Here is a 26,431-nt window from a genome sequence, read left to right as displayed (position 1 = left end):
ACCCCGATGCCGGAAACCGCCCCTCCCAGCCCTCCCAGCCCCCTCACCCCGCGCAGCCGCCGCCGGCCCCGCAACCGCGTGCGGGCCGTCACCGCGGTGGGCGTCGTGCTCGCGATCGCCGCGGGTGGCTCGTACGCCGCCGGGCTCGGGTCCTTCGCGCGCGGTGACGACGGCCCCGACCCCGCCGCGCTGGAACAGGCGCGTGCGTTCCTCGCCGACTGGTCCGCCGGGCGCCTGCCGAGCGCGGCCGGCCGCACCACCAGACCCGACACGGCACAGGAGGTGCTGCAGAGCTTCACCGCGGGCCTCGACATCGCCAAGCCGCAGCTGACGGCGGCGCCGGAGGTGGAGGAGACCGAGGACGGCACCCTCGGCGTCCCCTTCACCGCGAAGATGCCGATCACGGGCCTGGGCACCTGGACGTACCAGTCGCGACTCCCGCTGCGCGAGCAGGACGACGGCAACTGGAAGGTGGACTGGCGGCTGTCCCTGGTCCACCCGAGGCTGAGCGACACGGAGAAGTTCCGGCTGGAGCGCGAGGAGACGACCCCGCCCGAGGTCACCGACCGCGACGGGACCTCCCTGACGGGCGGCGCTTACCCGTCCCTGGCCCCGCTCCTGGGCCGGCTCGCCGGCGGTGCCGACGGCGGACCGCGCGGCGCGGTCGAGCTCGTGGACCGGACCACCGGCGAGACCGTGCGCACCGAGGCGTCCTTCGGCAAGGAGCCCGACCCGGCGACGGCCGGCCGACCCGTCCGCACCACCCTGGACGCCGACTGGCAGTCCGCCGCCGAGAAGGCGCTCGCCGAGGCCGACGGCAAGAACGCCGCGCTCGTCGCCCTGCGCGTCGACAACGGCGAGATCCTGGCCATGGCCAACTCCCCGGCCGGCGGCTTCAACCGCGCCGCCTCCGGCACCTACGCGCCCGGCTCCACGTGGAAGATCGTCACCAGCAGCGCCCTGCTGCTGAAGGGCGCGGTCGAGCCCGACGACGTCGTGGACTGCCCCAAGTACCTGACGGTCGGGAAGGAGTTCCACAACGTGGAGACCTCCGAGTACCCCGGCGCCACCTTCCGCAAGGACTTCACGGAGTCGTGCAACACCGCGTTCATCAGCCTGCGCGGCAAGCTCGACGACGGGGAACTGGGCGAGGTCGCCCGCACCTACTTCGGGGTCGGCCAGGAGTGGCACATCGGCATCCCGACGTACGACGGGTCGGCGCCGGTGCCCAAGGACGAGACGGAGAAGGCCGCCTCGATGATCGGGCAGGGGCGGGTCCAGGCCAACCCCCTGATCATGGCGTCGGTGACGGCCACCGCGGTCTCCGGCCGGTTCCACCAGCCGTCCGTCACCGCCGGGACCGCGGGCAGGACGGACGAGACCCGCACCGAGCCGCTCCCCGGCAAGGTCGTCACGCAGTTGCGCGAGCTGATGCGGGCCACCGTCACCGACGGCACCGCGCACGTCCTGGCCGACCTGCCCGGCGAGATCGGGGCGAAGACCGGCACCGCCGAGGTCTCCGACGACCAGGACAACAACGGCTGGCTCGTCGCGCACCGCGGCAACGTCGCCGTCGCCGTCGTCGTCGAGGAGGGCGTCACCGGCGGCGGCTCGGCGGGCCCCGTCGTGCACAGCCTGCTGTCGGCCGTACCGGAGGACCCGTCCTGATGCCGGCCGTCGCCCGCCGCCCGTCGCCCGCCGGCCGTTTCAGCCGAGCCGCACCGGCACTCCCCGGCCCGTGCGGTGCGCCGTCAGCCCCGGGAAGCGTCCCGGGAGCCGGTGCCCCCGGTGTCCTCCCGCCTGACCGCTTCCCCCTGGATGACGCGCGGGGCCCTGCGCTCGTCCGCCGGCGTCCGCTCCTCGTCCTTCATGGCACGGGCCTCGGCCTTGAGGATGCGGGCCGACTTGCCCGCCGAGCGGGTCAGCTCGGGGAGCTTCTTGGCGGCGAGGACGGCTATGACGACGATGAGAATGATCGCGAGCTCGCTCAGTCCGAACACGGCGCTCCCCTGGTGAACGTACGGTGCGGGCCCGCGGTGGGGGCCCGCACGGAATCTACGGCAAGTCGGCGGGCCCCGGAGGCGCCAGGGGCCTCGGGTCTCAGAGGTCGAACTCGTGCGGCGGCAGGTCCAGGGCGTAGCACGCCTCGCGGACCACGGCCCGCTCGTCCTTGTCGAAGTCCCCGTCGGCGCCGCCGATGACGATGCCGATCTGGATCACGGCCCGCGCCTCCGCGGGCTTCTTCTTCGCCTTGGCGATCTCCTGGAGGATGCCGACCTTGCCGAAGGCGAAGTCGGCGGTCAGCTTGTCCAGGTCGGCCTCGAAGCGGCGGCGCAGATCGTCGGCGGGGAAGTTCTGCAGCACCTCGTTGGTCCCGATGAGCTGGGCCACCCGCTGCCGCTCCGACGGGTCGACGGTGCCGTCGGCGGCGGCGACCAGCGCGCACATCGCCATGCTCGCGTCGCGGAAGGCGCCGCTCTTGAGGTCGTTCTTCTTCGCCACGAGCTGCGTCTGCATCTGCGACGCGGACTCCTTGAAGCGGTCCCACAGGGCCATGAGAACTCCGTACGGGTCGGGAGGGGGGCGACTTCTACACTCATGTAGAAGTTATCAGGCTCCCGCGTCGCCCCCGAAGCCGGTTCGTCCGGGGAACAACCGGGACCGCCCGGCCGTTCTCTACAGGCGAGTAGAAGCGCAGGGGCCGCAGGACTCCCCATGTCTTTGCTCGTCCTTTACCATGAGAGACAGTCCCCGGGCGGCCGGCTGGCACCGGCCCCCACCGACCCCGTTAAGGAGTCCCGTTCCGTAATGGAGCCTCCCAGTACCGGCCGTGCCATGGCCGGCCCGCAGTTCCCCCTGTATGTGCGTGAGGGAAGCGGGGTGGCACGGTGACCGAGGTCCTGCTGCTCCTGCTGGCCCTCCTCCTCACCCTGGCCTGTGCGCTCTTCGTCGCGGCCGAGTTCTCCCTCACCACCGTCGAGCGCGGTGACCTGGAGGATGCCGCCGAGTCCGGCGACCGCCGTGCGGTGGGCGCCCTGAAGGCCGTACGCTCCCTGACCCTCCAGCTCTCCGGCGCCCAGCTCGGCATCACCGTGACCTCGCTGGTCATCGGCATGCTGGCCGAACCGTCGCTCGCCGTGCTGCTGCGCGGCCCGCTGACGGCGATCGGCCTGGGCGGTGCCGCCTCGACGGTGGCGACCGTGCTCGGCGTGGCCGTCTCCACCGTCGTCCTGATGGTCGTCGGCGAGCTGGTCCCCAAGAACTGGGCGATCTCCCGCCCGCTGGCCGTCGCGAAGGTCGTCGCGGGCCCGCAGCGCGGCTTCACCTCCGCGTTCGGCCCGTTCATCCGGCACCTGAACAACACGGCGAACCGCTTCGTGCGCCGCTTCGGCCTGGAACCGGCCGAGGAGCTGGCGTCCGCCCGCAGCCCCGAGGAACTGGTCGCCCTGGCCCAGCACTCGGCCGCCGAGGGCGCCCTGGAGGCGGACTCCGCCGAGCTGTTCGTGCGCACCCTGCACCTGAGCGAGCTGACCGCGGAGAACGTCATGACCCCGCGCGTGGACGTCAAGGCCCTGGAGGCCCACGCCACCGCCGCCGACGCCGCGAACCTCACCCACGCCACCGGCCTGTCCCGCTTCCCGGTCTACCGGGACAGCCTGGACGAGGTCGTCGGCACCGTGCACATCCGCGACGTGCTGGCCCTGGAGCCGGAGCGGCGCGCGGTCACCCCGGTCACCGAGCTGGCCACCGCGCCGCTCCTGGTGCCGGACAGCCTGCCCGCCGACCGGCTCCTGGAGCGCATGCGCCGCAGCCGCACCATGGCCGTCGTCATCGACGAGTACGGCGGCACGGCGGGCGTGGCCACCGTCGAGGACATCGTGGAGGAGGTCGTCGGCGAGGTGCGCGACGAGCACGACCCCGTCGAGGTCCCGGACCTGCTGCCCGCCCCCGCCGGGGAGGACGGCCGCGCGGCCTGGGAGGCCGACGGCTCGCTGCGCCTGGACCACCTGGAGCGCATCGGCCTCACCGCGCCGGACGGGCCGTACGAGACCCTGGCCGGGCTGATCGCCACCCATCTGGCGCGCATCCCCGCCAAGGGCGACGTCATCGACCTGAACGGCTGGCGCCTGGACGTCCTCGACGTCGACCACCACCGCGCCGACCGCCTCCGCGTCACCGCTCCCGCGCCGGTCCCGTCGGCCGCCCGTGAGCCGGAGGTGGCCCGATGACCGTCGTACAGCTCTTCATCGGCGCACTGACGCTGCTGACCAACGCGTTCTTCGTGGGCGGCGAGTTCGCCCTGATCTCCGTGCGCCGCAGCCAGATCGAGCCGCGCGCGAAGGCGGGCGACAAGCGCGCCCGGATGACCCTGTGGGGCCTGGAGCACCTGTCGGCCATGATGGCGACGGCCCAGCTCGGCATCACCGTCTCCTCGCTGGTGCTGGGCGCGGTCGCGGAACCGGCGATCGCGCACCTGATGGAGCCGGTCTTCGAGGCGGTCCACATGCCGCACGCGCTGGTGCACCCCGTCGCCTTCGCGATCGCCCTGGCGCTGGCGACCTATCTGCACATGCTGATCGGCGAGATGATCCCGAAGAACATCGCGCTGGCCGCCCCGGCGACCACCGCGCTGATCCTCGGCCCGCCGCTGGTCGCCCTCACCCGGGCCCTGAAGCCGGTCGTCTTCGGCATCAACGCCTTCGCCAACACCCTGCTCAAGCTGCTGCGGGTGGAGCCGAAGAACGAGGTCGAGGCCGTCTTCACCGACGACCAGCTCGCCCGCATGGTGGTCGACGCCAGCGAGGCCGGCCTGCTCACCCCGGCCGACGGCGAGCGCCTGCGCGACGCGCTGGAACTGGGCACCCGCCCGGTCGGCGAGATCCTGGTCCCGGCCCAGAAGATGCGGACGGTCACCCACACGGTCACCCCGGCGGAACTGGAACGCCTGGCCGCCGACGCGGGCTACTCCCGCTTCCCGGTCACCGGCCCCGGCGGCACCGTCCTCGGCTACCTGCACATCAAGGACACCCTGGGCCTGACCGACCGCGACCGCCCCTTCCCGCGCGCCGCCCTGCACCGGGTCACGCGGGTCCGCATCGACACGCCGCTCGACGACACCCTCACCGCCCTGCGCACCGAGGACAGCCACCTGGCCGCCGTCACCGGCGAGACGGGCGCGGTCCTGGGCTTCGTGACGATGGAGGACGTCCTGACGGAGCTGGTGGGGCCGACGACACCGGTGGCCTGACGCCGGGAACTACCGGGTGACCGTGGCCGTCTCCCACAGCGAGATCGAAAACGAGATCGAAAACGACATCGACCTCGACATCGGGGTCGACATCGCTGCGGGAGGCGTGCATGGCCATGGTCGGCCTGTTCTGGATCACCGAGGACTGCGTGTACGTCGGCGCCGAACCCACGGGTACGGCGCCCGGAGTCCGGCTGACCAAGGACGGGGTGGAGACCCTCGGACTCGGCCAGGGCCGGGTCTGGGACTGGGACGAGGTCCGGGGGATCGACGTGGCGGACGTGGCCGTGCGGTCCGCCGCGCGGCGACTGGCCTCCATGGCGTTCGACTCGGTCTACGCCATGGTGACGGGCGAAGGCGAGCACCCGCCGGCCTTCACCGTGCGGGTGGACACCACGACCGACGGCACGGTCGAGGCGACCGTCCTGGCCGCCGTCCCCGGCGGCATCCACGCCCCGGACGAGTACGACCTCTCCCGCACCCTCCTCACCCGCCTCGCCACGGGCGCCACGCCCGTCGAGGACCTCCTCACCTGGCGCCGCGACCGGGCCGAGAACGCCTCGCAGGCCAGGGACGAGCGCCTGGCCCTGCTCCGCCGGTGGACGACGACCGCCGCCTGACCCACCACGACGTGGACCTGCTCCGCGGGGAGTGACCCGACCGGCCCTCCCGGATGTGCGTTCGCCGCGGCAGGTATCCGGCGGGCGCGACTAGAGTTCAGGTTGCGGGGGAACCGGATTCCCTGCGGCGGGCCGTGTCCCCAGCGGTCCGCAGGAAGGTATGCATGTCCCCGGAGAGCAGGCTGAGCGCCGAAGGTCGGCCGCAGGCCGCCGACCGGCTCGACGACGATCAGTACCCGGCGTACACCATGGGCAGGGCGGCCGAGCTGATCGGTGCCACGCCCGGTTTCCTCCGTGCCCTCGGTGAGGCGGAGCTGATCAGCCCGACGCGTTCGGAAGGCGGCCACCGCCGCTACTCGCGTCAGCAACTGCGCCGCGCCGCCCGCGCCCGCGAGCTGGTCGACCAGGGAACGCCCATCGAGGCCGCCTGCCGCATCGTCCGTCTCGAGGACGACCTGGAGGCGGCGCTGCGCATGAACGAGGAACTCCGCCGCGGGGCCGAGGAGCCCGGCGGCGGGGGAGAACGGCACGGGGAGTGAAAATCTGACGCAGGCGAAACAGATATTCGCCGAACGCCGTAAAAGCTAACCTGCGGGAAATCGGTGCGGTTTCCCGCACGCATTTTTCCGGGTGCTGCATTCTGTGTCACATTCCGTGCCCCGGACGTATTCCGTGCTAGTCTGGACGTAGTTGCAGTTGTGGTTGCCGTATGCGTTACCGGGTTTCCGGGCAGGTGATCATCGCAGCGAGATGAGAAGGCCCGCGCAGTGCGGGCCTCCAACACTGCTCAGGAGAAAAGACATGGCTTCCGGTACCGTCAAGTGGTTCAACTCGGAAAAGGGCTTCGGCTTCATCGCGCAGGACGGCGGCGGCGCCGACGTCTTCGCCCACTACTCCAACATCGCGACCCAGGGCTTCCGTGAGCTCCAGGAGGGTCAGCGCGTGAACTTCGACGTCACGCAGGGCCAGAAGGGCCCGCAGGCGGAGAACATCGTTCCCGCGTAACGCGCGCACGAACACAGCAGAGGGCCCGCACCGCACGGTGCGGGCCCTCTCGCGTGTGCCGCAGGACCGGTACGCGCGTGCCGTGCCCCGCCGGGCGCGGCACGGCCGATCGGCGACTTTGCCATCTCTTTACAACCCGCCCGGCCGACGCCTCGTCTCTTCGCTCGATCCACCCCTCGCACGCGACACACAGCCCGTGCGACACGTGACACGACGAAAGAGAGCGACCCGATGCGCCGTACCCTTCTCAGCGCCGTGGCCCTGGCGTGCACCGCCGTATTCATGGGCACCGCTCCCGCGTTCGCCGACGACCCGGCCCCCGCCCCGTCCGTCGCCGCCCCGGCCGAGAGCGCCCCGAGCCCCGGCGCCGAACCGAGCGAGGCACCGTCGCCGGTGCCGACCGTCAGCTCCCCGGCTCCGGCGGCCGAGCCGACCCGGGCACCGGCCGAGGGCCAGGTCTCCGTCGTACCCGAGGGCGCGCCCGACACCGGCGTGGCGGCGTCCGAGTCCACCGGCGGCGACGCAGGGCTCGTCGGGGCGGGCGCCGGTGCCGTGCTCGTCGCGGGTGGCGCGGCGCTCTTCGTCGTACGGCGCCGACGGGCGGCGACCGGGGCATGAGCCCGCTCTCCAGGCGCGCCCTCGCCACCGCCGCGCTGGCCGCGCTCCTCGTGGGCTGCAACGGCGGCCCCGGGGAGGACGGGGCCGCGCCCGCCCGGCCCGCGACCACGGCACCACCGTCGGCGCACGCCTCTGCGAAGCCGGTGCCGCCCGTGGGGCGTTCGGTCCCCGTCGGCCTCGGTATCCCGGCCATCGGGGTCGACACCCCGGTGATGCGGCTGGGACTGGCCGCGGACGGCACGGTGGAGGTACCGCCCGTCACGGACGACGACCGCGCGGGCTGGTACCGGCACTCGCCGACACCGGGTCAGCTCGGACCGTCGGTGATCCTCGGTCATGTCACCGTCGGCACCCACGGCGACGGCGTCTTCCGCCGGCTCGGGGAGCTGCACCGGGGCGACCGGATCGAGGCGCGCCTGGAGAACGGCACCGTGGCCACGTTCGCCGTCACCTCCGTACGGACCGTCGCGAAGGCGGAGTTCCCGACGGACGACGTCTACGGGGACGTGGACCGCCCGGAGTTGCGGCTCATCACCTGCGGCGGCCCGCGGACCGGCGAGGAGTACCGGGACAACGTGATCGTCTTCGCCGAGCTGAGCGCGACGAGCCCCGCGACCTCCTGACCGAGCGTGCGCACCGCATACCCTCACGACCATGGAGAGCGTTGAAACGGTCCCGTGACAGGGCGGCGTCCGACCTGTTCGCCGCCCTGTACCCGCGCCTGGCCGGCTGGTGCCGCCGGCTCGTCGACGACGACGAGACGGCCCACGAGATCGCCTCGGAGGCGTTCACCCGGCTCTGGGCCCGCTGGACGAACGTGGAGGAACCGCGTGGCTTCCTCTACGTCACCGCCGCCAACCTCGTCCGCGATCACTGGCGGAAACTGGAGCGCGAGCGCCGGGCGGTACGCCGGGTCACCGCGGAGGTCGCCGTGCGTCCGCACCCCGAGCAGGCCGACCCCTCGGTCCGCCTGCTCGTACAGTCCCTGCCGGAGCGACTGCGGGTACCGATCCTCCTCCACTACTACGCCGACATGCCGATCCGGGAGGTGTCCGTGCTGACCGGGCGCAAGGAAGGAACCGTCAAGGCCGACCTCCACGCGGCCCGCGAACTGCTCCGCGTCCACCTGAGGAGAAGTCTTGACCACACGCCTTGAGGACGAGCCGGGGTTCGAGCGGGACGACGACGATCCGCTGCTGGTCGTGCTGCGTCCGGGCGCCGACCGGCTGGGCCCGCCACCGGGCCGCTACGAGGCGATCCGCCGGGCGGCGGCCCGCCGGCGCCTGGTCCGGGCCGCGGCCGGCGCCGCCGCGACCGCTGCCGCCGCCGCCCTGATCGTGCTGCCGCTCCAGTGGGCGGCCCCCGCGTCACCCCCGCGGCCGACGGGTCCGCTGGCCCCGGCTCCCGCCGAATCCCGGGCGACGACCTCACCGCGTCCCGCCCCGTCCCGCGACCCCTCGCCGGGGCCCACGCCCGAGGAGTCCGTGTCCGTCGCGCCGGACTCGGTGCCGTCGGCATCACCGAGCCCCCCGCCGGCAGCCGGCCGGGAGCCGGCGAGCACACCCGGAGGCGGGCCGTCCGCCAGTCCGACCACGGTCCCCACGCCCTCGGAGCACGGCGGCGCGGCCGACGCGGCGCGGCGGTGAACGCAGGAGAGGGCGGGACGGAGGCCTGCGCCTCCGTCCCGCCCTCTCCTCACACGTCCAGGGGTGCGGTGCCGCCCTACACGTCCAGCGGCGTGGTGCCGCCGAGCAGCGCCGACGCGGTCTGGACCGGCGTGGCGGCGGGAGCCGCGGGGACGGCCTCCGGGTCGGGGTGGCAGGTGAAGCCGAGGCGGGTCATGGCCCGGACGACCTCGCCGCTGGAGAAGTCGCGGCGGTCCTGCCGGGTGACGACCTCGCCGACCTGCTTGACGGGGTAGCGGCGGCGGCCGATGGTCACGGACTCACCCGTGACCGGTTCGGGCGTGACGCCCTTCATCGAGTCCAGCACCCCGCCCTTGGTGAGGTCGAACGGGTACCGGGCGATGACACAGCGCATGATGCCTCCACAAGGGGGAGTTGGGGCGGGTGGATGTGGCCGTTCGTCAGGGTCGGTACGGCTAGGCCGCCGAGCCACCGGTGGACTGGCGCCGCGGCCTGCGGCGCGGGGCCTCACCGGCGGGCCGGCCCTGGGCGCCGCGGCCCTGGCCGGTGCGGCTCTGCGGGGTCGCCCCCTGGCCGGTGCGGCCCTGCGCGGCTCGGCCGCGGCGGCCGCGGGACGAGGAGCCCCCGCCGGACGCGGCGCGACGGGGACGCTCCACGACCGGCACGGTGATGACGACCGGGACACCGGACGGGGCCTGCGCGCCGGTGATGCGGGACAGCTCCGCCTCGCCCGAACGGACCGGGGTGACCTGAGGCGTGATGCCGGCCGAGGCCATCAGCCGGGTCATGTCGCGTCGCTGGCCCGGCGTCACCAGGGTGACGACGCTGCCGGACTCGCCGGCGCGGGCCGTACGGCCGCCCCGGTGCAGGTAGTCCTTGTGGTCGCTGGGCGGGTCCACGTTGACGACCAGGTCGAGGTTGTCGACGTGGATGCCGCGGGCCGCGACGTTGGTCGCCACCAGCGCCGTCACGTGTCCGTCCTTGAACTGGGCGAGGGTGCGCGTGCGCTGCGGCTGGGACTTGCCGCCGTGCAGGCCCGCCGCGCGAACGCCGCTGCTCAGCAGGTGCTTGACCAGCCGGTCCACGGCGTGCTTGGTGTCCAGGAACATGATGACCCGGCCGTCCCGCGCCGCGATCTCGGTGGTCGTGCGGTGCTTGTCCGTCTCGTGCACGTGCAGCACGTGGTGCTCCATCGTGGTGACGGCACCGGCCGACGGGTCGACGGAGTGCACCACCGGGTCCGTCAGGTAGCGGCGGACCAGCCGGTCGACGTTGCGGTCGAGGGTGGCCGAGAACAGCATCCGCTGCCCGTCCGCACGCACCTGGTCGAGCAGTGCGGTGACCTGGGGCATGAAGCCCATGTCGGTCATCTGGTCGGCCTCGTCCAGGACGGTGATCGCGACGTCGTCCAGTCGGCAGTCGCCCCGGTCGATGAGGTCCTTGAGGCGCCCGGGCGTCGCGACGACGACCTCCGCGCCGGCCCGCAGCGCACCGGCCTGCCGGCCGATGGACATGCCGCCGACCACGGTGGCCGACCGCAGGCCCACGGCACGGGCGTAGGGGGTGAGCGCGTCGGTGACCTGCTGGGCGAGCTCCCGGGTGGGGACCAGGACGAGCGCGAGCGGCTGCCTGGGCTCGGCGCGCCGGCCCGCCGTACGGGCCAGCAGGGCGAGTCCGAAGGCGAGCGTCTTGCCCGAGCCCGTGCGGCCGCGGCCCAGGACGTCACGGCCGGCCAGGGAGTTCGGCAGGGTCGCCGCCTGGATCGGGAACGGCACGGTCACGCCCTCGGTGCCGAGCGCGGCCAGCAGGCGCGGCGGCATGTCGAGCTCGGCGAACGACTCGACGGCGGGCAGTGCCGGGGTGACCGTCTTCGGCAGCGCGAACTCGCCCTGCGGGGCGGACGGCCGGCGCCCGGAGCTCTGGGAGCGCCCGGAACCCTGGGAACGGCCGGAGGCCTGGGAGCGGCGGGGGGCGCCACCCGAACGTCGTCGGTCATTGGTGCGTACGCGGTTCATGGGGAACCTTCCTTGATATGGCACGTATCAAGGGAGACCCGCAGCGGAAGAGCGGCGCAGGGAATCGCAAGAACGAGCCGGACCCGGCCGATTTCGGCGTCTGGAGCCGAGGAGACCGAGAGAATTGATGGAACCGGGGAAACTGAATGCGCGGGGAGGGAGTCAGGACCCCGCAGGGCGCGCTGCGCCCGGAAACGCGGCGAGCTGGGGCCCGCACCCCAAGGTGCGGGCCCCAGCTGCGAAGTACGCGTGAGCGTCAGGCGGGAACGATGTTCTCGGCCGTCGGGCCCTTCTGGCCCTGGGCGATGTCGAACGTCACCTTCTGGCCTTCGAGCAGCTCACGGAAGCCCTGGGCGGCGATGTTCGAGTAGTGGGCGAAGACGTCGGGGCCGCCGCCGTCCTGCTCGATGAAGCCGAAGCCCTTTTCCGAGTTGAACCACTTCACGGTGCCGGAAGCCATAATTTTCTCCTTCGGTACGGTGCTCGGAGTTCACCCTGTGTGAACTCCGGTCGCCGCGATGATCACCCCGTCGGAAAAACCTTCAGGCAACCACAACTGCAACTTCCTACGACAGTAGCACGCCGTGATCGCCCGAGCGCGTGGAATAATCTTGCCCGGGCGGCCGAGTGAGGAATATTCCCGGGGCGTCCAGTCGATTTCTCCCCCCATGGCGGCAGATATTGCCCCACCCGGACCACAGCCTTGCGCACGGCTTGTCCACCCGCACTGTCGTGACCTCCCGCTTCGGGGCGTCACACCGCCGCCGGGACCGCGGGCTCGGGAAATGCGGCGAAACAGGTGAGAACCGGGTGCGGAGACAAAGGACACGTCGGCACTTCCCCTGGGACACGCGCGGGCCAGGGCCGTGTCGGCAGGGCTAGGGCTAGGATCCGGAGCCATGGCCCTGACCATGGACGACGTGGACCGGTTCGAGGCCGCCAGGCCTCGCCTGGCGGCGATCGCCTACCGCCTCCTCGGCTCCGCGAGCGAGGCCGAGGACGCCGTGCAGGAGACGTTCCTGCGCTGGCAGGCCGCCGACGTCGAACACGTCGGGGTCCCCGAGGCATGGCTGACGACGGTTCTCACCCGGCTGTGCCTCAACCAGCTCACCTCGGCCCGCGCGCGGCGCGAGACCTATGTGGGCCAGTGGCTCCCCGAGCCGCTGCTCGCCGGAGACCCGATGCTCGGCCCCGCCGACACCGCCGAGCAGCGCGAATCGGTCTCGTACGCGGTCCTCGCCCTGCTGGAACGCCTGGCCCCGGCCGAGCGGGCGGTGTACGTGCTGCGGGAGGCCTTCGCGTACCCGCACCGGGAGATCGCCGGGATCCTCGGCATCAGCGAGGCGGCCAGCCAGCAGATCTTCCACCGCGCCAAGAAGCACGTCGCGCAGGGCAGGGCCCGCACCGAGATCGACCAGGCCGCCGCCCGGCGGGTCGTCGACGAGTTCCTCGCGGCCGCCACCAGCGGCCGGACCGAGCCGCTCGTGCGGCTGCTCACCGAGGACGCCGTCTCGATCGGCGACGGCGGCGGAAAGGTCCCGGCCCGCGCCAAGGCGTTCGAGGGCGCCCTCGCGGTGGCGACGTTCATGCGGGGCCTGTTCAAACCGAGCAAGGCCAAGCGTGCCCTGGTCGGCGGCTCACCCGAGGTCTACGCCACGACCGCCAACGGCGACCCCGCCGTCGTGGCGGTCCTCGACGGCCGGGTCATCGGCGTCCTGTGCCTGGAGGTCGGCCCCCAGGGCATCGCAGCGTTCCGCAACCAGGTCAACCCCGACAAGCTCGAACGCGCGACCCGGCGGTGGGCGGCCACCGACCACGGCGCACCCCTGCTCAACGCCTTCTGAACCCTCCTGCCCTCGTGTGACGTGCTTCACGTCCTGCTCCTGTCAGGAATCGGGGGGCTGCCCGGTTCAAGGGGCGAACCCGCCGAAGAGCCGGAGACAGGAGCCAGCAATGCAGCACCGCATCGTCGTCCTCGGAGCCGGATACACCGGAGCGATCGCCGCCGGGCGCCTGGCCAGGCGTCTGCGCCGCGAGGACGTCACCCTCGCCCTCGTCAACGCCGAGCCCGACTTCGTCGAGCGCGTCCGGATGCACCAGCTCGCGGTCGGCCAGGACCTCAGGCCCCGGCCCTTCAGCGAGATGTTCGCGGGCACCGGCGTCGAACTCAGGCTCGCGAAGGTCACCGGCGTGGACGTCGACCGCCGGGCCGTCGCCGTCGTCGACGCGAACGGTGCCGGGGAACTGACCTACGACACCCTCGTGTACGCCCTCGGCAGCGGCTGGAACCCCCAGGGCGTCCCCGGCGTCGACGAGCACGCCCACGAGATCGCCTCTCGCCCCGGGGCGCTCCGGCTGCGCGAGCGCCTCGCCCGCCTCGACGCCGGACAGCCCGTGGTCGTGGTCGGCGGCGGCCTCACCGGCCTGGAGGCCGCGACCGAGATCGCCGAGGCCCGACCGGACCTCGACGTCGCCCTCGCCGCCCGCGGCGGTCTCGGCGACCGGCTCTCGCCCAAGGGCCGCCGGCACCTGCAGAGGGTCTTCGGCGGGCTCGGCATCACCGTGCACGAGCACGCCGCCGTCACCGCCGTCGAGGCCGGCCGCGTCACCACCGCCGACGGCAGGTCCCTCCCGGCCGCGGTCACCGTGTGGACCGCGGGCTTCGCCGTCCACCCCATCGCGAGGGCCACCACCCTCCAGACCGACGACACGGGCCGGATCGTGGTCGACGGGACCATGCGCTCGGTCTCGCACCCGGACGTGTACGCCGTCGGCGACGCGGCCCTGGCGATGGGCCCCGGTGACAAGCCGCTGCGCATGTCGTGCGCCTCCGGCACCCCCAGCGCGTGGCAGGCCGCGGACGCCATCGCGGCACGCCTGACCGGCGGAAGGCTTCCGCACGCACCGCTGCGCTACTTCAACCAGTGCATCTCGCTGGGCCGCCGGGAAGGCCTGATCCAGTACGTCACCGCCGACGACCGCGCCGTCCAGGCGGCCCTGACCGGACGGCTCGCCGCCGTCTACAAGGAACTGGTCTGCAAGGGCGCGGCCTGGGGCGTCGCCAACCCGACGTTCGGGGTACCGACCCGGCGCCGCCGCGTCGTACGCGAGCCGGCGACCGTCGGCTGACCTTCTCGTCGCCGTGGCCGGTCGGCCGCGCCGGCAGGACGGTCAGTTTTCGAGAAGCGCCGCCGACCGGGCCGCCCGTACCGTCGAGGACATGAACTCCATCGACTCCGTCACCCTCGAGGTGGCCGACCCGACGGCCGCCGCACGCTTCTACTCCGGCGCCTTCGGGCTGGACCCGTCGCGGGTACGCGTACGTTCCTGCGAGGCCCCGACGACCGGCTTCCGCGGCTTCACCCTGTCGCTCGTGGTGTCCCAGCCGGGCAACGTCGACGCGCTCTTCGCCGCCGCCCTCGACGCCGGCGCCACCGTCCTCAAGCCCGCCTCGAAGTCGCTGTGGGGCTACGGCGGCGTCGTCCGGGCCCCGGACGGCACGATCTGGCAGATCGCGACGTCGGCGAGGAAGGACACCGGCCCGGTCACCCGGGACGTCGACGAGCTCGTGCTTCTCCTCGGCGTCGAGGACGTCAGGGCGAGCAAGCAGTTCTACGTCGAGCAGGGGCTCACCGTGGGCAAGAGCTTCGGCGGCAAGTACGTCGAGTTCGCGACCGCCCCGGGCACCGTCAGGCTCTCCCTCTACAAGCGCCGCGCCCTCGCCAAGGTCGCGGGCGTCCCCGCCGACGGCACCGGCTCCCACCGCCTCGTACTCTCCGGCGCCACCGACCCGTTCAGCGACCCGGACGGCTTCGCCTGGGAGCCCACCGCCCCGCTGACGGTCGCCAACTGACCCGGCCGCCCTCCCTCTCCAGATCGTTCGCCTTGCCCAGGCCCTGCGAAGTGCGCCACGGTCAGCGCACCGGGAAGCCGAAGGAGTAGCCCTTCTCCTTGAGCCAGGGGAGGACGCGGCGCAGGGCTTTGACGGTCTGGGAACGCTCGCCCCCCGCATCGTGGAAGAGGAGCGTCGGCCCGTTGGAGAGCTCCCGCTCGACGGTGGCGACGATGGCGTCCGCGCCCGGCCGCTCGAAGTCCTTGGTGTCCACGTTCCAGCCGAGCGGGCGCATCCCGTGGGAGGCGGCCAGCTTCCGGCTGTAGGGGGTGAAGGCCCCACCGGGTGCCCGGTAGTACATCGGCCGTACGCCCCCGGACGCCTTGATGATCATGCGCTCGGCGTCGAGGATCTCCTTCGACTGGTAGGCCTCGGACTTCTTGTCCATGGCGGTGTCGTGCGACACCGTGTGGTCGCACAGCCGGTGCCCGGCCGCGACCACTTCCTTCACGAGGTCGGGGTAGGCCTGCGCCTGCGCCCCCGTCACGCAGAACGTGGCCTTCACGTCGTACTCGCGGAGCAGGTCCAGCACTTGAGGGGTCCACACGGGGTCTGGGCCGTCGTCGATGGTGATGTTCACGCCGCGCGCCCCCGCGTCCGAGGCGTGCGCGATGGTCACGTCGACCGGCTTGACGGCGGCACTGCTCGGCGGGGCCGACGCGGTCGCCCCCGGTGACGAGCCGCCCACGCCGTCGGCCTGCGCGGTCCACACCGAGGCACCGACGGCGAGCATCGTCACCCCGAGTGCCGCCCCGACCACCTTGCCGTACCAACCCCGCCCGCCGCTGTGCCGCGCCATGTCCGCCCCGCTCTCCCGCAGTTGCCCCGTCGATCCCCGGCCGCATCGCGGCCACTTGTCAGGACGGGGAATGGTGGCCCCGGGATGCGTCCGTTACCGATCACGGACATTCCCGGGGAAGTTCGCGGACAACTCGACCGATCGGGTCGGCACAGCGGTCCGCAGCCGTCGGCCCGTGGCCGTCGGCGCGCCGCCGGCCACACCACGCCCCCGGTGAAGGCGGGGCGCCCGTGCGGCCGGACGGCGGCTGTCTCGTGGAACGCCGGGACGGCTACCAGGAAAGGGCGTCCGCGGCGTTGTCCTGCCAGTAGGTGACGGAGGCGGCGCTGTTGAAGAAGACACCGCCGTTCGGCAGCTTCAGGGTCTGCTCCTTGCCGGCCGCGTTGCCCTTGCGGTTGGTGAGGGTGACGCCCAGGGTCTTCTCGTTGGCGCCGCCTTCACCGTCGGGGGAGTACGTCAGGATGCCCGCGTAGGCGGACTGACCGGGCTCGAGCGTCACCACGGACTGCGGCGTGGTCTCCGGGGCCCACGGCAGCGGGGCCTGGGCGTCGGCGCCGGCCCTCAGGTAGGGGGCGCTGTAGGCGTAGCAGGGCTTGGTGCCGGTGTTGGTGGCCTTGAGCAGCAGGTGGTTGACCGGACGGGACACCTCGGTCACGGTCAGCTCGGTGTTCGCAGCGGTGCAGGTGGTGACCGAGGCGACCGAGGTGGCCTTCTTCGTGGCGGCGGAGGCGGTCTGCCCGGCGGCCTGGATGCCGACGAGCGCGAGGGCGGCGACGACCAGGGAGGAGGCGGCCGAGCGGGAGACGGAACGAGTGGTGACACGCATGAGGGGACTGCTTTCTCTGAGCACCGGGAAGGTGGTCTTCCGGTGGTGGACTGTGCCGGGCGGCCTTGTCCTGCCCGTGCCGCCCGGGGTGAGGGTGGGCGCTCCTGAAGCGCGCACCCTGACAACGGAGTTGAGCGGCGCCGGTCACCGTGTCCGGCGCGGCGCCCCGCTTGGATGACCCAAGCCTGTGCCATCTGGCGTCCCATCGGCCATTCCATCGGCAATTCTGGAACGCTGGGATGCATGAACCGGCTCTGACCTGGGCGAACGCGCCCGTCCTGGGAAGCCGAACGGAATGGAGGGCCGGTGGACGACCACGGCCCGGCCCGGGGCACGGTTCGGTGTGCGGCCCGGTCCGGCTATGGCACGGTCCGGTGTGCGGCCCGGTCCGCTTACGGCCTGTCCGGCTTACGGCCCGGTCCGGTCTGTGACCACGGACCGGTCTGTGACCACGGACCGGTCTGCGGCCCGGTCGGGCCTGCGGCTGCCCGGTCGGAGACCCGCACCACCTCGCCGCCTTGGCGCCGCTCCGGTTCCGAGGCGGCAGGACCGACGACGTGCCGCAACCGGATGGCGTCCGTACCGGCTATGGACTGGGCCGGCGTCCCCCGCGGCGGCCCGGTCCCTGCCGTCCGCTGGTCGGGGGCGTCGCGTGAAGGCCCGATCACGGGGTACTCCGCATGCGTCCGGACCAGTCGGACCGCACGTCCCCCAGCCGTGGACGGTGCTGTCCCCGTCGGGTGAGGACCATCATGGCCGCCTTCGCTGACGACGCTCTCGACGTTCACTTCATCGGCACCGCGACGGTCCTGTTGCGGTACGGCGATCTCACGCTGCTCACCGATCCCAACTTCCTGCACCGGGGCGAGCGCGCGCACCTGGGATACGGGCTCGTGAGCCGTCGGCTGACCGAGCCGGCCCTGGACGTGGCCGGGCTGCCGCCGCTGGACGCCGTGGTCCTCTCCCATCTGCACGGCGACCACTGGGACCGCCGGGCCCGGCGGCTGCTGGACCGGTCGGTGCCCGTCGTCACCACCCCGCACGCCGCCCGGCACCTGCGCACCTGGCAGGGCTTCGACCGGGCGGGCGGACTGCGTACCTGGGAGAGCTGCACCGTCGCGCGCGGCGGCTCCCAGGTCCGCATCACGTCACTGCCGGGCCGGCACTCCCTTCAGCCGGTGCTGAGCCGGCTGCTGCCGCCGGTGATGGGCAGCATGCTGGAGTTGGGCCCGCGCGACGGTGCGGTGCACCTCCGGGTCTACCTCTCCGGCGACACACTCCTGTACGACGGGCTGGACGACATCGTCCGCCGCTTCCCGGACGCCGAGCTGGCCGTGCTCCACCTCGGCGGCACCCGGCTGCCCGGTGGCTTCGTCGTGACGATGGACGGCGCGCAGGGCGCGGAACTCGCCCGTCGGCTCGGACACCGCAGGGTCCTGCCCGTCCACTACGACGACTACTCCGTCTTCCGCTCGCCCCTGGAGGACTTCCTCGCCGAAGCCGGCCGGCAGGGGCTGCGAGAGCGGATCGTGCACTGCGCACGCGGGCAGCACGCGCGCGTGGAGCCCGGGAGCCGCCCGGTGTGAACCGCCGCTCACTGGAGGCGGCTTCGACGGCCCCGCAGGCGCAAGGCGCCGGGCTCCCCCTGACCCGACGGCGTGTCAGCCCGCCCAGACCTCGGCCTCATCGGCCGGAACGGTGGTGGCCAGGCCCAGTTCCTTGCGGGCGGCGACCGACTTGTTCGGGTCGATGTCGGTGAACGCCGGGTCGTAGGCGACGTAGAACGCGTCGGCGTCGGCGGCGTCCGCGGCCTTCTTCCAGTTGCCGGCCGCCTTCGTCAGCGTCGAACGGAGCTTGCCGACCTCGGTGCCCTGGATGCCGCCCAGGCCCTTGACGTGTGCGTCGAGGGCGGCCGCGACGGCCTTGGCCTGCGCCTTGTAACCGGCCAGGTCTTCCTCGACGGCGTCCTTCTCGGACTGGTTCGCCCACAGGGCTTCGTAGACCGCGTTCGAACCGTTGAGGTACGTGAGCTGCTCGGGCTTGAGGGACTTCCCGGCGGCCAGCGAGCCGCTGAACGTGCCCTTCTCCGCGGTGTAGGTGCAGCTCACCGCGCGGTCACCCGTCGCCCAGCTCTCCTTGGTCGGGGTGTAGTAGAAGAGGGCGGCGCCCTTGGGGAGCGCCCAGGTGTCCGGGGCGTACTTCTGCGCCTCGACCGGGCAGCGGGTGTCCGCGACCGCCGAGACCCCGGCGTCACCGGGGTACTCCTTGCCCTTGTCCATCGCGAACTCGCCGACGACCTGCCCCGCGTGCGCCTCGTCGCAGGGCACGATCTCGACGGTGTACGCCGTCCCCTCGGCCTTGCCGGTCGGGTTGTAGCAGTCACCGATGTCCAGCGAGAACACCGAGCGCTGGCGCGCCACCTTCTTCGCGCCGTCCTTGGCGCTGTCGACGGCGTCGGAGACGTCCGAGCATCCCACCGCGCCGATCGCGAGCAGGGCGGCAACGGCGGATATGCCGCGAAGGGAGCGATACGGGGTACGGACGGCCATGACGTGTACATCCTCTTACTGGATCTTTATGGGCGTGCGGATCGTATGCCATCTCTGTGGCCGGGTCGTCCGAGGGCAGGCCCTCACCGCATCGCGATGTCTTTGACGTGCGACGGGCCGTCAGGGTTGTATCCGCGCCGCTCACAGCAGCCCGGGCCGAGGTGAACTCCGGGACGGGCACAGGCCCGGTTCGAGTGGTTTAGGTGGCTCGTCCGTGGGAACGCGCTGCCTCCGTGTCGCTCGCGCACCAAGAGTGATGCGCGATGAACACTCAGAATACGAACACCTCAGGCGTGAGCACGCCGTCCGGGAAGATCCCCCGTCCCGTGGACGAGGGACAGCAGCCCGCTTCCGGCACTCCCGGGGCCCCCGGCACATCGCCTCGGCCAGCGACACCGCGTGTCACCACGCCTTCGCGGCGCTCCGTGGTCACGGCGACCGGCGCCTCGGCGCTCGCCGTCGGACTCACCGCCGCCTCCGCCACCTCCGCGACCGCGCTCAGCCCTGCCACCGCGCCCGCGATCACGCCGACCGCGGCGCCGCCCGGCACCGACCCCGGGGCGTACCGGACGGTCGCCCGCGCCGTCGTCGTCCACGACGAGCAGGACAAGCCCCTGGTCCCGGGCTATGTGAAGGCCGTCAACGACGGCCTGCCGGCCAGCCGGGCGAAGGCCACGAAGAGGGTCCTGATCGTCGGGGCCGGACCGGCCGGCCTGCTCGCCGCCGACCTGCTCAACCGGGCGGGCCACGACGTCGTCGTGATCGAGGCCAACGGCAACCGGGTCGGCGGCCGTATCAAGACCTTCCGCAAGGGCGGTCATGAGAAGGGCGGGCAGCCGTTCGCCGACCCCCGGCAGTACGCCGAGGGCGGAGCCATGCGGCTGCCCGAGAGTCACCCGCTCCTCATGGCCCTGCTCGAGAAGTTCGACCTTCCCCGCCAGGAGTTCTACCTGGTGGACGTCGACCCCGACGACCCGGCGAAGAAGACCAACCGCGCCTGGATCCACGTCAACGGCGTCCGTGAGCGCCGGGCCGACTACGAGAAGAACCCGGAAAGGGTCAACGACACCTTCGGAATCACCGGCGACAACCGGAAGAGGACCGCCGCCGCCATCCTCGCCGACGCCCTCGAACCCGCACACCGGCTCGTGCGGGGCAAAGAGGGAGCAGCTCTCGTCGACGGGTGGACCGAGGTCCTCAAGAAGTACGGACACTGGTCCATGTACCGGTACCTCACCGAAGCGGCGAGGCTCGACACCAGGACCATCGACCTGGTCGGAACCATCCAGAACCTGACCTCGCGGCTGCACCTCTCCTTCCTGCACAGCTTCCTGTCCGCCGCGCTGATCGACCCCAAAACCAAGTTCTGGGAGATCAAGGGCGGTACCGCGCTGCTCGCCGACGCGCTGTACGCGCCGGTGAAGGGGAAGGTGCGGCTCGACCGGCGTGCCGTGCGCATCGAACGCGCCGGTGGCAAAGTGCGGGTGCACGCCATCTCCGAGGACTGCCAGACGGGCAAGGGGGGCACCACGGAGGTCTTCGAGGGCGACGAGGCGATCGTCACCGTGCCCTTCTCCGGACTGCGGCACGTCGCCTTCGACCCTCCGCTGTCGTACGGCAAGCGCCGGGCCATCACGGAGCTGCACTACGACGCCGCGACCAAGGTGCTGCTGGAATTCTCCCGGCGCTGGTGGGAGTGGACCGAGGAGCAGTGGAAGCGGGCCCTCGACACCATCGAGGACGGCCTCTACGACAAGTACCGGGCGGGCAAGGTCACGGACGCCAGGTACCTCGGCGCGCACAAGTCCGTGAAGGACCTGGGCGTGACGGTCCCCGACGCGTACAAGCACTGCTTCGCCGCCTTCCGGCCTGCCATGGAAGGTGAGGTCGAGGCCGCTCACATCCGCGGTGGCGGTTCCGTCAGCGACAACGCCAACCGCTTCATGTACTTCGAGCACGCCCACCCCATGGAAGGCAGCGACGGCGGCATCATGCTCGCCTCCTACAGCTGGTCCGACGACGCCCTCAAGTGGGACGCCTACGCCGACGAGGAGCGCTACCTGCGCGCCCTCGCCGGGGTGCAGGCGGTCTTCGGCCGCCGGTGCGAGGTCTTCTTCACCACCAAGTGCCGGACCCAGTCGTGGACGCGCGACCACTACGCCTACGGCGAGGCCTCCGTGCTCTTCCCCGGACAGCACACGGAGCTGTTCCCCGACATCCCCACCTCCGAAGGACCACTGCACTTCGCGGGGGACCACACCTCGATCAAACCCGCCTGGATCGAAGGCGCCCTCGAATCAGCCGTCAGGTCCGCCCTGAAGGTCCACACGGGCTGACCGGCCGCGTCGACCGCGCGGAAGGTGCGGGGGAGACGGTCGTCCAGGACCGCGGTGGCGGATTCGGGACTGCGCCGACCGCCGGCCCGTCCCCCCGAGGGAGGCGGGCCGGCCCTCCCGGCCCCAGTGCCGGTGCTCCGGCCGGCTGTGCACGGTCGGCGGCGGGGCGCGCGCGTCGAGGCCCGGCTTCCCGCGGGGCACGGCTACGAGCGCAGGGCGTCGACCGGTTCCATGCGGGAGGCCCGTAGTGACGGGTAGAGGCCGGCCAGGAGCCCCACCAGGGCGCCGGCGACCGGGGCTCCGAGGGCGAGTCGGACGTCCAGGACCGGGGTCCACTCCCGGACGGCGGAGACGATCACCACGACGACCATGCCCAGGGCGGCACCCACGACACCGCCGAGGAGCCCGATCGTCGTCGACTCCACCAGGAACTGGCCGGCGACCTGACGCCGCGAGGCCCCGAGGGCGCGGCGCAGCCCGATCTCGCCGATCCGCTCGATGACCGTCACCAGCGTCACATTGGCGATGCCGATGGCGCCGACGACCAGCGAGACCAGGCCGAGGACCAGGAACAGGCCGTTGACGTCGCCCTGCACCCCCTTGCGGGCCTTGGCCGGGTCGGCCGGCGCCCGCACGGTCAGGGAAGCCTCGGCTCCGGGGGCCAGCGCGATCGGTGCCTGGCGGGCGACCTGGTTCGCCGCGCCGAGCGAGGTGTTGATCAGTACCCGGGTCACGGTCCCCAGGCCCATCCGGTCCGCGGCCGTCGTGGGCGGCAGGATCATCGCGGTGGCGAGCTGCTGTTCCCGCTCCACCGAGCCGAGGATCCCGATCACCGTGTACGCCTGGCCCTTCAGGAAGACCGCGGGAGCGGTCTCCACCGAGCCGATGCCGAGGAGCCGTGCCGCCTGGTCGCCGAGGACGGCCACCCGGTCGCGTCGGGCGATGTCCCCGTCGTCGAAGAAGCGCCCGGCGGTCATCCCGCCCCGTACCGCGGCCGGCAGCGTGGGGGACGCGGCGACGACCGCCATGGTCTGACCGCTGACCTCACCGGGAGCGACCACGTCGTTGGCACGCACCTCGACGCTCGCGGTCTCCTGGGAGTCGGCGATCGCCGCCGCCGACTCGACCCCGGCCAGCCGGCGCACCGCGTCGACACCCGACCAGTCCACCAGCGGACCGGAGCCGGCCGCCGCCACGGAGGGCACCCCCACCGTGACCGAGGTGGCGGTCAGGGCGTCGAACCGGCCCACGATCTGGTTGCCCGCCGTGGACGAGATGCCGATGGTGATGACCAGGGTGGCGATGCCGAGAACGGTGCCCAGCGTGGTCAGGGCGGAGCGCATCGGGCGGGCCAGCACCCCCGCCAGCGCCTCGGACCACAGGTCCCTGAAGTCCATCCAGGGGCGCTCGACGGATCCTCCGGCCGGTGCGGTGCCCACGGACGCCGCGGCGTGCGGGACGCGTGTCCGGGACCTCATGGGTGCTCCTCGGCGAGTCGTCCGTCGCTGATCCTGACCCGCCGGTGGGCCCGCCCGCTGACCGCCTCCTCGTGAGTGATCACCACCAGGGTCATGCCCTGCTCGCCGAGTCGGCCGAAGAGATCCAGCACCGACTCGGTGTTCTCGCTGTCGAGGTTGCCGGTGGGCTCGTCGCAGAGCAGCAGGGCGGGTTCGCTCATCAGCGCCCGGGCGATCGCCACCCGCTGCCTCTCACCGCCGGAGAGCCGGTCCGGCCGGAAGCCGGCCCGGTGCGCCAGGCCCACCCGCTCCAGTGCCTGCCGGGCCCTGGCCGCGCGGCCGGCCCGGCCGCGCCCGGGGCGCGGCCGGCGGTAGGCCTCGGCCAGCATGACGTTCTCCTCCACGGTCCGGTACGGCAGCAGGTGGAAGGACTGGAAGACGAACCCGATCCGGCTGCCGCGCAACGAGGTGCGCTCCAGGTCGCCGAGCCCGTTGGTCTCCACTCCGTCGAGCCAGTAGGCGCCCGTGGTGGGGCGGTCCAGCAGCCCCAGGGTGTTGAGCAGCGTCGACTTGCCGGAACCGGACGGGCCGACGATCGACAGGTGCTCACCGCGCCGGACGGTCAGGTTCACGTCGCGCAGGGCGTGCACCGGCGGTTCGGAGTCGAAGGTCCGGCCCACGGCGACCAGCTGGATGACCGTGTCCGCGTCGGGCGTGACGGAGACCGGCGGACCGGTCACCGGAGGACCGGTCACCGGCGGACCGGTCACCGGCGGACCGGTCACCGGCGGACCGCTCATCGCCCGACCACCACATGGTCGCCGGGGGCCAGGGCGGCACCGGACGACGGGGTGACCTCCACCTGACCGTCCGCGGAGAGGCCGGCCTCGACGGGCACGTCCACCACCTTGCCGCCGCGCACGACCTGTACCCGGGCCGTCTTGTCGGCGGAGGTGTGCAGCGCGGCGACGGGCACCGTCAGCACCCTGCCGTCCGACGAGCCCACCTCGATGGTGATCTTCGCGGATTCGGCGGCGTTCTTGGTCAGTTCCCCCGCCGGTACCGAGATCTGCACCGGTACGGGAGCCGAGGTGTCGTCGCTCCCGCCGTCCGAGGCCCCCTGCTGCTTGTCGGCGTCGGTCGCATCGTCCTTCGGCACGTCGTCGCCGAGCGCCACCACTTCGCCGTCCGCCTTCGTGCCGTCGGTGGTCTCCACCCGGGCCCGCATGCCCTTGTGGAGCAACGTGGCGTCGTCGGCCGGGACCACGGCCTGCACCACGACCTTGGAGCTGGTCACCGTGGCGACCGGTCCGGAGGGGGTGTCCCCCGTCTTCACGGACACCTTGTCCAGCCGGGCCGGCAGTTCCGGCAGGAAGACCACCTCACCGGCGGGGACCTTGGTCCCGTAACCGGCCTGGAACGCGGAGAGCGCGGCGTTGGCCGCGTCCAACTGCTGCTGTGCCGACTTGAGCTGCAGCTTCGCGGCGTCCCCGCCGGTGCCCGGGCCGCCTTGGGAGCTGCCTCCAAAGGCGCTGCCGGATCCCCCGGAGCCACCGCCGGGCTCCTCCAAGCCGCCGGTTCCCCCGGATCCGCCGCCCGGGTCCCGGGCCGCGAGGAGGGACTGCTGCGCGGTGGTCACCGCCGCTTCGAGCGTCCCCAGCTGCTGCTTGTCGGCGACGGTGGGCTCCATGGCGCGGTAGCCCTTGCTCTTGTACCAGCGGTTCACCGCCGCGGCGTCCGACTGCCCGTACGTCCCGTTCGCCGAACCGGGGTTGAAGCCCAGCCGGGTCAGCGCCCGCTGGAGCTGCTCGACGTCGTCCCCGGAGGCGCCGGGCCCCAGCGTCCGGTACATCGGCACGGTGCCCCGCAGCACCAGGACCGGCCGCCCGCTCACCTGCATCAGCACATCGCCCTCCTTCACCTCCGCCCCGGCTGCCGGTGTCTTGGTGACGCGCTGGGCGACGCCGTCGCCGGCCCCCGCGTCGCCCGCCCCGGCGTCCGGAGAGCCGACGGGCCCGGCCAGGGTCACGCTCTGCGGCGAGGCGAACTCCACCGAGCCCTGGGCCACCACACTCGCGGTGAGCGAGCGCCGCTCGACCGTGACGGTGACGGGACCGGCTTCCGGCGGCCGGTGCGCGGCGGCGGCGTCCGCGGGCGACTGCATCCGCGATCCGGCGAACCAGCCGCCCGCTCCGACCAGTCCCACCGCGACGACGACGACCGCCAGCTGTCCGGACCGGGTGCCGATCAGCCTGCGGAACTGCCCGGGACGGGTGCCGGCCGGCTTGGGGCGCCGCCTCACCCGGCACCGCCACCGCTGGTCGGGGCCTTCAGGAACTTCGGGAAGTAGGCGGCCCGGAACTCCTTGCCGCACTCCAGATCCCGCATCGCCAACTCGATGTCCTTGGTGAGCAGGGGGAGGGCCTCCTCCTTGCTCAGCGACTCCCGGGTCTTCCCGTCCTCGTCGACGGCGGGGACGGCACCGGCGCCGGCCGGCGCGGACCCGAGCGCCTGGAGCTTGACCATCTCCCCGACGCCGGTCGGCTGCGTGGTCGTGACGGGGATGCCTTCCTTCCTCAGGCACGAGGTGTACGACTGCGCCAGCGCGACCAGCTTCGGATCACCGTTGAGCGCCTGCGCGTTGGCCTGGTTCCGGTTCGCGGTCTCGGTGCCCCGTTCCTGGGCCGACGCGGAGCCGTAGACCTTCTTGTCGGCCTCACCCAGACAGCCGGTCCAGTTCTTCTCACCGGCCTTCGGGTCGGGGAAAGCGCCCAACGCCTCGTTGTACGCGGTCTTCTGCGCGGGAGTGAGCGTGTCCACGTAGTCCGCGTTGGGCGTCCGGTCCGAGTCCTGCCGGGCGGCCGCACTGCCCGACGCGCCGGCGTCACCGGGGTAGACGATGCCCGCGTAGATGCCGAAGCCGTACTTCTGCCGGTACTTCTTCGTCAGCTCGTAGTCCGCCCCGTCAGTGGTCCAGGAGGCGGCGGGGTCTTCGGGGGCCACGGGGGTGTAGGGGAATCCCTGCTTCTTCATGCAGGCCGCGATCGCGTTCTCCAAGAGGTACTGCTTCTTGAGATCGGCGTTCGCGTCGGCGGGAACGTCGAGCTGTCCCGACGAGCCGGCCGTGGTCTTCTCACCGTCCGACGCGTGGGACTCCGAGCCGGTGTCGGTGTCGGCACCGGTGCCACAGGCCGCCAGCAGCGGCAGCAGGCTCACGGCCGCCGCCGCGGCCAGTCTCCGGACAGTGCGGGATCGAGTCATGTGCTTCCATTCCGATCGGGAGGGAGTGAGGGGGAGGGAGTGAGGGAGGGTTCTGCCTGCGGGCGCGGGAGACCGCGGGGTTCACAGTGGTGCCGGCAGTTCATGGCCCCGGGTTCGGTACATGACCGAGCCGTAACGGCCGTCCGCCGTGACGACCGG

The 26,431-nt window shown here is 72.5% G+C and carries 27 protein-coding genes; 15 read left to right on the top strand and 12 right to left on the bottom strand.

Annotated elements, in window-relative coordinates:
* The first annotated feature begins 6 nt into the window (after window positions 1-6).
* Window positions 7-1,668, top strand: a complete 1,662-nt coding sequence (locus RM812_RS24075) for a penicillin-binding transpeptidase domain-containing protein (protein WP_311575360.1) — start codon at window positions 7-9, stop codon at window positions 1,666-1,668.
* A gap of 83 nt (window positions 1,669-1,751) precedes the next feature.
* Here RM812_RS24075 and RM812_RS24070 read toward each other — a convergent pair whose 3' ends face one another.
* Both RM812_RS24070 and RM812_RS24065 read right to left on the bottom strand, forming a co-directional pair.
* Window positions 1,752-2,000 carry a twin-arginine translocase TatA/TatE family subunit gene (locus RM812_RS24070; protein WP_311575358.1) on the bottom strand — a complete coding sequence of 83 codons (249 nt, stop codon included), beginning with the start codon at window positions 1,998-2,000 and terminating at the stop codon, window positions 1,752-1,754.
* A gap of 100 nt (window positions 2,001-2,100) precedes the next feature.
* Window positions 2,101-2,556 carry a tellurite resistance TerB family protein gene (locus tag RM812_RS24065; RefSeq protein ID WP_311575356.1) on the bottom strand — a complete coding sequence of 152 codons (456 nt, stop codon included), beginning with the start codon at window positions 2,554-2,556 and terminating at the stop codon, window positions 2,101-2,103.
* 332 nt (window positions 2,557-2,888) lie between these two features.
* On the opposite strand from RM812_RS24065, the gene RM812_RS24060 reads away from it, so the two are divergent.
* From RM812_RS24060 to RM812_RS24020, 9 genes are all read left to right on the top strand, one after another.
* Window positions 2,889-4,229, top strand: a complete 1,341-nt coding sequence (locus RM812_RS24060; RefSeq protein WP_311575354.1) for a hemolysin family protein — start codon at window positions 2,889-2,891, stop codon at window positions 4,227-4,229.
* On the top strand, window positions 4,226-5,248 hold the full coding sequence (locus RM812_RS24055; protein ID WP_311575353.1) for a hemolysin family protein: 1,023 nt from the start codon (window positions 4,226-4,228) through the stop codon (window positions 5,246-5,248). Before RM812_RS24060 ends, RM812_RS24055 begins: the two co-directional genes overlap by 4 nt.
* 110 nt (window positions 5,249-5,358) lie before the next feature.
* The gene (locus tag RM812_RS24050) at window positions 5,359-5,868 is read left to right on the top strand and encodes a hypothetical protein (RefSeq protein ID WP_311575351.1); all 510 of its coding nucleotides are present in this window, start codon (window positions 5,359-5,361) and stop codon (window positions 5,866-5,868) included.
* 164 nt (window positions 5,869-6,032) lie between these two features.
* Window positions 6,033-6,407, top strand: coding sequence for a MerR family transcriptional regulator (locus RM812_RS24045; RefSeq protein ID WP_311575349.1), 375 nt, complete (start codon window positions 6,033-6,035; stop codon window positions 6,405-6,407).
* A gap of 262 nt (window positions 6,408-6,669) precedes the next feature.
* Window positions 6,670-6,873: a cold-shock protein gene (locus RM812_RS24040; RefSeq protein WP_311575348.1), complete on the top strand. Its 204-nt coding sequence runs from the start codon at window positions 6,670-6,672 to the stop codon at window positions 6,871-6,873.
* A 231-nt stretch (window positions 6,874-7,104) separates the two neighbouring features.
* Window positions 7,105-7,491 (top strand): LPXTG cell wall anchor domain-containing protein, encoded by a 387-nt coding sequence (locus RM812_RS24035; RefSeq protein ID WP_311575346.1) that lies wholly within the window; start codon window positions 7,105-7,107, stop codon window positions 7,489-7,491.
* A complete protein-coding gene (locus RM812_RS24030) occupies window positions 7,488-8,114 on the top strand; it encodes a class F sortase (protein WP_311575345.1) in 627 nt (208 codons plus the stop codon). The genes RM812_RS24035 and RM812_RS24030 overlap by 4 nt, the downstream gene beginning before the upstream one ends.
* 41 nt (window positions 8,115-8,155) lie before the next feature.
* The gene (locus RM812_RS24025; protein ID WP_311575343.1) at window positions 8,156-8,647 is read left to right on the top strand and encodes an RNA polymerase sigma factor; all 492 of its coding nucleotides are present in this window, start codon (window positions 8,156-8,158) and stop codon (window positions 8,645-8,647) included.
* Window positions 8,631-9,137 (top strand): hypothetical protein, encoded by a 507-nt coding sequence (locus RM812_RS24020; RefSeq protein ID WP_311575341.1) that lies wholly within the window; start codon window positions 8,631-8,633, stop codon window positions 9,135-9,137. Before RM812_RS24025 ends, RM812_RS24020 begins: the two co-directional genes overlap by 17 nt.
* 76 nt (window positions 9,138-9,213) lie before the next feature.
* Here RM812_RS24020 and RM812_RS24015 read toward each other — a convergent pair whose 3' ends face one another.
* The 3 genes from RM812_RS24015 to RM812_RS24005 form a co-directional block, all read right to left on the bottom strand.
* Entirely contained in the window at window positions 9,214-9,531 is a 318-nt protein-coding gene (locus RM812_RS24015; protein WP_311575339.1) for an SCO5918 family protein, read from the bottom strand.
* Window positions 9,532-9,592: 61 nt separating this feature from the next.
* Window positions 9,593-11,152 carry a DEAD/DEAH box helicase gene (locus tag RM812_RS24010; protein ID WP_311575338.1) on the bottom strand — a complete coding sequence of 520 codons (1,560 nt, stop codon included), beginning with the start codon at window positions 11,150-11,152 and terminating at the stop codon, window positions 9,593-9,595.
* A 256-nt stretch (window positions 11,153-11,408) separates the two neighbouring features.
* Window positions 11,409-11,612 (bottom strand): cold-shock protein, encoded by a 204-nt coding sequence (locus RM812_RS24005; protein ID WP_217143812.1) that lies wholly within the window; start codon window positions 11,610-11,612, stop codon window positions 11,409-11,411.
* A gap of 439 nt (window positions 11,613-12,051) precedes the next feature.
* Here RM812_RS24005 and sigJ point away from each other — a divergent pair, with 439 nt between their 5' ends.
* From sigJ to RM812_RS23990, 3 genes are all read left to right on the top strand, one after another.
* Window positions 12,052-12,996: an RNA polymerase sigma factor SigJ gene (sigJ, locus tag RM812_RS24000; RefSeq protein ID WP_311575335.1), complete on the top strand. Its 945-nt coding sequence runs from the start codon at window positions 12,052-12,054 to the stop codon at window positions 12,994-12,996.
* Window positions 12,997-13,105: 109 nt separating this feature from the next.
* Window positions 13,106-14,281 carry an NAD(P)/FAD-dependent oxidoreductase gene (locus RM812_RS23995; protein WP_311575333.1) on the top strand — a complete coding sequence of 392 codons (1,176 nt, stop codon included), beginning with the start codon at window positions 13,106-13,108 and terminating at the stop codon, window positions 14,279-14,281.
* Window positions 14,282-14,372: 91 nt separating this feature from the next.
* On the top strand, window positions 14,373-15,005 hold the full coding sequence (locus RM812_RS23990) for a VOC family protein (protein WP_311575331.1): 633 nt from the start codon (window positions 14,373-14,375) through the stop codon (window positions 15,003-15,005).
* 61 nt (window positions 15,006-15,066) lie between these two features.
* On the opposite strand, the gene RM812_RS23985 is transcribed toward RM812_RS23990, so the two are convergent.
* Both RM812_RS23985 and RM812_RS23980 read right to left on the bottom strand, forming a co-directional pair.
* The gene (locus tag RM812_RS23985) at window positions 15,067-15,843 is read right to left on the bottom strand and encodes a polysaccharide deacetylase family protein (protein WP_311575329.1); all 777 of its coding nucleotides are present in this window, start codon (window positions 15,841-15,843) and stop codon (window positions 15,067-15,069) included.
* A gap of 271 nt (window positions 15,844-16,114) precedes the next feature.
* Window positions 16,115-16,669 (bottom strand): DUF4232 domain-containing protein, encoded by a 555-nt coding sequence (locus RM812_RS23980; protein WP_311575328.1) that lies wholly within the window; start codon window positions 16,667-16,669, stop codon window positions 16,115-16,117.
* Window positions 16,670-17,421: 752 nt separating this feature from the next.
* Here RM812_RS23980 and RM812_RS23975 point away from each other — a divergent pair.
* Window positions 17,422-18,255 carry an MBL fold metallo-hydrolase gene (locus RM812_RS23975; protein ID WP_311575326.1) on the top strand — a complete coding sequence of 278 codons (834 nt, stop codon included), beginning with the start codon at window positions 17,422-17,424 and terminating at the stop codon, window positions 18,253-18,255.
* A 75-nt stretch (window positions 18,256-18,330) separates the two neighbouring features.
* Here the strand turns inward: RM812_RS23975 and RM812_RS23970 are convergent, their stop codons facing one another.
* Window positions 18,331-19,218: a septum formation family protein gene (locus tag RM812_RS23970; protein ID WP_311575325.1), complete on the bottom strand. Its 888-nt coding sequence runs from the start codon at window positions 19,216-19,218 to the stop codon at window positions 18,331-18,333.
* A 263-nt stretch (window positions 19,219-19,481) separates the two neighbouring features.
* Here RM812_RS23970 and RM812_RS23965 point away from each other — a divergent pair, with 263 nt between their 5' ends.
* Entirely contained in the window at window positions 19,482-21,554 is a 2,073-nt protein-coding gene (locus RM812_RS23965) for an FAD-dependent oxidoreductase (RefSeq protein ID WP_311575323.1), read from the top strand.
* A gap of 203 nt (window positions 21,555-21,757) precedes the next feature.
* On the opposite strand, the gene RM812_RS23960 is transcribed toward RM812_RS23965, so the two are convergent.
* From RM812_RS23960 to RM812_RS23945, 4 genes are read right to left on the bottom strand one after another with little or no spacing between them, the layout of a single operon-like run.
* Window positions 21,758-23,032 (bottom strand): ABC transporter permease, encoded by a 1,275-nt coding sequence (locus RM812_RS23960; RefSeq protein ID WP_311575321.1) that lies wholly within the window; start codon window positions 23,030-23,032, stop codon window positions 21,758-21,760.
* Window positions 23,029-23,811 (bottom strand): ABC transporter ATP-binding protein, encoded by a 783-nt coding sequence (locus RM812_RS23955; RefSeq protein WP_311575319.1) that lies wholly within the window; start codon window positions 23,809-23,811, stop codon window positions 23,029-23,031. Before RM812_RS23955 ends, RM812_RS23960 begins: the two co-directional genes overlap by 4 nt.
* Window positions 23,808-25,313, bottom strand: a complete 1,506-nt coding sequence (locus RM812_RS23950) for a peptidoglycan-binding protein (protein WP_311575317.1) — start codon at window positions 25,311-25,313, stop codon at window positions 23,808-23,810. The genes RM812_RS23955 and RM812_RS23950 overlap by 4 nt, the downstream gene beginning before the upstream one ends.
* Window positions 25,310-26,272 carry a hypothetical protein gene (locus RM812_RS23945; protein ID WP_311575315.1) on the bottom strand — a complete coding sequence of 321 codons (963 nt, stop codon included), beginning with the start codon at window positions 26,270-26,272 and terminating at the stop codon, window positions 25,310-25,312. The genes RM812_RS23950 and RM812_RS23945 overlap by 4 nt, the downstream gene beginning before the upstream one ends.
* Between the last annotated feature and the right edge of the window lie 159 nt (window positions 26,273-26,431).

This window comes from Streptomyces lancefieldiae, assembly GCF_031845825.1.
Taxonomy (GTDB): Bacteria; Actinomycetota; Actinomycetes; order Streptomycetales; family Streptomycetaceae; genus Streptomyces; species Streptomyces lancefieldiae.
This window is presented reverse-complemented; position numbering and strand designations above follow the sequence as displayed.

What these genes read in the sequence shown, in the direction of transcription:
- RM812_RS24075 (WP_311575360.1), top strand. Translation starts at nt 7, where the DNA reads ATGCCGGAAACCGCCCCTCCCAGCCCTCCCAGCCCCCTCACCCCGCGC.
- RM812_RS24065 (WP_311575356.1), bottom strand. Translation starts at nt 2,556, where the DNA reads ATGGCCCTGTGGGACCGCTTCAAGGAGTCCGCGTCGCAGATGCAGACG.
- RM812_RS24055 (WP_311575353.1), top strand. Translation starts at nt 4,226, where the DNA reads ATGACCGTCGTACAGCTCTTCATCGGCGCACTGACGCTGCTGACCAAC.
- RM812_RS24050 (WP_311575351.1), top strand. Translation starts at nt 5,359, where the DNA reads ATGGCCATGGTCGGCCTGTTCTGGATCACCGAGGACTGCGTGTACGTC.
- RM812_RS24045 (WP_311575349.1), top strand. Translation starts at nt 6,033, where the DNA reads ATGTCCCCGGAGAGCAGGCTGAGCGCCGAAGGTCGGCCGCAGGCCGCC.
- RM812_RS24040 (WP_311575348.1), top strand. Translation starts at nt 6,670, where the DNA reads ATGGCTTCCGGTACCGTCAAGTGGTTCAACTCGGAAAAGGGCTTCGGC.
- RM812_RS24035 (WP_311575346.1), top strand. Translation starts at nt 7,105, where the DNA reads ATGCGCCGTACCCTTCTCAGCGCCGTGGCCCTGGCGTGCACCGCCGTA.
- RM812_RS24030 (WP_311575345.1), top strand. Translation starts at nt 7,488, where the DNA reads ATGAGCCCGCTCTCCAGGCGCGCCCTCGCCACCGCCGCGCTGGCCGCG.
- RM812_RS24015 (WP_311575339.1), bottom strand. Translation starts at nt 9,531, where the DNA reads ATGCGCTGTGTCATCGCCCGGTACCCGTTCGACCTCACCAAGGGCGGG.
- RM812_RS24010 (WP_311575338.1), bottom strand. Translation starts at nt 11,152, where the DNA reads ATGAACCGCGTACGCACCAATGACCGACGACGTTCGGGTGGCGCCCCC.
- RM812_RS24005 (WP_217143812.1), bottom strand. Translation starts at nt 11,612, where the DNA reads ATGGCTTCCGGCACCGTGAAGTGGTTCAACTCGGAAAAGGGCTTCGGC.
- sigJ (WP_311575335.1), top strand. Translation starts at nt 12,052, where the DNA reads ATGGCCCTGACCATGGACGACGTGGACCGGTTCGAGGCCGCCAGGCCT.
- RM812_RS23995 (WP_311575333.1), top strand. Translation starts at nt 13,106, where the DNA reads ATGCAGCACCGCATCGTCGTCCTCGGAGCCGGATACACCGGAGCGATC.
- RM812_RS23990 (WP_311575331.1), top strand. Translation starts at nt 14,373, where the DNA reads ATGAACTCCATCGACTCCGTCACCCTCGAGGTGGCCGACCCGACGGCC.
- RM812_RS23985 (WP_311575329.1), bottom strand. Translation starts at nt 15,843, where the DNA reads ATGGCGCGGCACAGCGGCGGGCGGGGTTGGTACGGCAAGGTGGTCGGG.
- RM812_RS23980 (WP_311575328.1), bottom strand. Translation starts at nt 16,669, where the DNA reads ATGCGTGTCACCACTCGTTCCGTCTCCCGCTCGGCCGCCTCCTCCCTG.
- RM812_RS23975 (WP_311575326.1), top strand. Translation starts at nt 17,422, where the DNA reads ATGGCCGCCTTCGCTGACGACGCTCTCGACGTTCACTTCATCGGCACC.
- RM812_RS23970 (WP_311575325.1), bottom strand. Translation starts at nt 19,218, where the DNA reads ATGGCCGTCCGTACCCCGTATCGCTCCCTTCGCGGCATATCCGCCGTT.
- RM812_RS23965 (WP_311575323.1), top strand. Translation starts at nt 19,482, where the DNA reads ATGAACACTCAGAATACGAACACCTCAGGCGTGAGCACGCCGTCCGGG.
- RM812_RS23960 (WP_311575321.1), bottom strand. Translation starts at nt 23,032, where the DNA reads ATGAGGTCCCGGACACGCGTCCCGCACGCCGCGGCGTCCGTGGGCACC.
- RM812_RS23955 (WP_311575319.1), bottom strand. Translation starts at nt 23,811, where the DNA reads ATGAGCGGTCCGCCGGTGACCGGTCCGCCGGTGACCGGTCCGCCGGTG.
- RM812_RS23945 (WP_311575315.1), bottom strand. Translation starts at nt 26,272, where the DNA reads ATGACTCGATCCCGCACTGTCCGGAGACTGGCCGCGGCGGCGGCCGTG.